Source organism: Mesorhizobium sp. M1428, from assembly GCF_040317515.1.
Classification (GTDB): domain Bacteria; phylum Pseudomonadota; class Alphaproteobacteria; order Rhizobiales; family Rhizobiaceae; genus Mesorhizobium.
This window is the reverse complement of record NZ_JAMYKT010000070.1, coordinates 1-1,221: the sequence shown is the minus strand read 5'-3', so window position 1 is coordinate 1,221 and position 1,221 is coordinate 1. Positions and strand designations below refer to the sequence as shown.

Annotated in this window: 1 protein-coding gene; it reads right to left on the bottom strand. The window is 65.6% G+C overall.

All coding sequences use genetic code 11. The annotated features are described in order from the left end of the window. A partial coding sequence (locus NKG60_RS32155) for an IS4 family transposase (RefSeq protein WP_352671823.1) occupies window positions 1–1,007 on the bottom strand: 1,007 nt, incomplete at its 3' end. Window positions 1,008–1,221 lie beyond the last annotated feature (214 nt).

The following is a 1,221-nucleotide window of genomic DNA, read 5'->3' as shown; positions in this document are numbered from 1 at the left end:
TCGGGATCGAAAGCATCGCTGAGCCGCTGATCGGTGTTGCCGTCGCGAGCCTGGACGAGCTGCTTGATGGTGACGGCGGCGACGCTGGCAGCGGCGACGAAGTTGATCATGGCGTGCGGATCGCCGATGTCGGCTGCCTCGATATCGAAGCCTGCTGTCTTGAGGATGCGGAAGAACTCTTCGATGACCCAACGCGAGCGGTAGAGGTCGACGACACGGCGTGCCTGGGCCACGGTGGCGACACCGTGGGTGGTCAGCAAGCGCCAATGCACCGGCTCGTTGCCGTCTTTCGGCTTCGACACCTCGCGAACATCGACCAGTGTCAAACCGATGGTCTCGGGCAACACCGGATCGGCCCCGTTGAGTGGGCGCCGCACCGTCACCGGCGCGTAACGCACTGCCAGCTTGGCATCCCGTGCGCGTCGCCCGGGCGCGGCGGGGATGGTCACTTCAAAGCGGCTTTGCTCCGGCTGGGCGTCGATGAAGGCGAACAGCAAGCCGGGCTCTTCTTGCGCGGCCTCGATGCGCCGGTTCTGACAGGCCCGCACGATCAGGTCGACATTGTGCGGACGTTCGGCGAAGAGTTCGTAAAAGTCGCTCTCGCGATCCGACACCATAGTGATGCTGGCCGCCTCTTCCAGAACCGCGCCGGCCTGCCTGGTCGCGTCGATCCAGCGCCGCGATTCCTTGTTGGCTGTCGCCCGCTGGCGCCGCGGCGCCAGTTCCTCCGCGCTGCGGTTCCATATCTGCATCGAGACCAGGCCCAGCATGGCTCCCGTGCCGGCCTCGACCGCCAGAACCGGGTGCAGCAGCAAGCCTGCCGCATTGCCCTTGCCGACCGGGCCATAATCGGCCCGCGCCCGCCGCGAACCCAGCACCAGTTCCGACGTGTCCTGCACCGCGACGATATCGCGGCCGGCCGCGCGACGACCGGTCAGTCGTCCAGCATGCAGCGACATCTCCGTCGCCGTTACCGAGGGATTGCGCAAAAACCGCGTAAACTGCATTTCGGCCGCCCGCTTGCCGCCGAGCCGCCGGATACACGATCCAGGCCGCGCCACCAGCGCCCGATGCAAGCAGGCCCCCCTTTTTCCAGGCGCAGGTCACCAAATTGCCCCAGCCCGTACTCGATCCCGGTCATTCAACCCTCCTTCGGCTTTTCCGGCCGAAATAGAATCGAGCTTCGCCGCAAAGCGCAACCCAGATGTGTGAATGCGATAG